The organism is Planococcus soli, from assembly GCF_016881065.1.
In the GTDB taxonomy this organism is placed as follows: Bacteria; Bacillota; Bacilli; order Bacillales_A; family Planococcaceae; genus Planococcus; species Planococcus soli.
The window spans coordinates 1-650 of record NZ_WXYN01000006.1 but is presented as its reverse complement, the minus strand read 5'-3'; the positions used below and the strand labels follow the sequence as shown (position 1 = coordinate 650).

The window sequence follows — 650 nt, the reverse complement described above, 5'->3', positions numbered from 1 at the left end:
AGCCCAACGAGCTACCGAACTGCTCCACCCCGCGATAATACTATTAAATTCCACAAATTACATTTGCATTTTCTTAACTGCGCTGTTTCTATGTAAAAGTAAAATGGTGGAGGATGACGGGATCGAACCGCCGACCCTCTGCTTGTAAGGCAGATGCTCTCCCAGCTGAGCTAATCCTCCATGAAATTGGTGACCCCTACGGGATTCGAACCCGTGTTACCGCCGTGAAAGGGCGGTGTCTTAACCGCTTGACCAAGGGGCCATATATATTTGGAAAATTTATCTTCTGGCGGAGAGCAAGGGATTCGAACCCTTGAGACGGTTGCCCGCCTACATGATTTCCAATCATGCTCCTTCGGCCACTCGGACAGCTCTCCAAAATTGGCTCCGAAGGTAGGACTCGAACCTACGACCATCGCATTAACAGTGCGGTGCTCTACCACTGAGCTACTTCGGAATAATTAATCAGACTGGCAACGTCCTACTCTCACAGGGGGAGACCCCCAACTACCATCGGCGCAAAAGAGCTTAACTGCCGTGTTCGGGATGGGAACGGGTGTGGCCTCTTTGCCATCATTACCAGACTAATTTTATTTTGAAAGACAAGATTTATTATACCAATCTCACAGGTTTTTACAAGCTTTTTGTGA

The 650-nt window shown here is 48.2% G+C and carries 4 tRNA genes and 1 rRNA gene; all 5 read right to left on the bottom strand.

What is annotated here, in order from left to right:
• Positions 1-104: 104 nt before the first annotated feature.
• Positions 105-180, bottom strand: a tRNA-Val gene (locus GJB59_RS02310).
• A 7-nt stretch (positions 181-187) separates the two neighbouring features.
• Positions 188-262 (bottom strand) — tRNA-Glu (locus GJB59_RS02305).
• A gap of 25 nt (positions 263-287) precedes the next feature.
• Positions 288-377 (bottom strand) — tRNA-Ser (locus GJB59_RS02300).
• 5 nt (positions 378-382) lie between these two features.
• Positions 383-457, bottom strand: a tRNA-Asn gene (locus GJB59_RS02295).
• Between the two features lie 11 nt (positions 458-468).
• Positions 469-584, bottom strand: a 5S ribosomal RNA gene (gene rrf, locus GJB59_RS02290).
• Between the last annotated feature and the right edge of the window lie 66 nt (positions 585-650).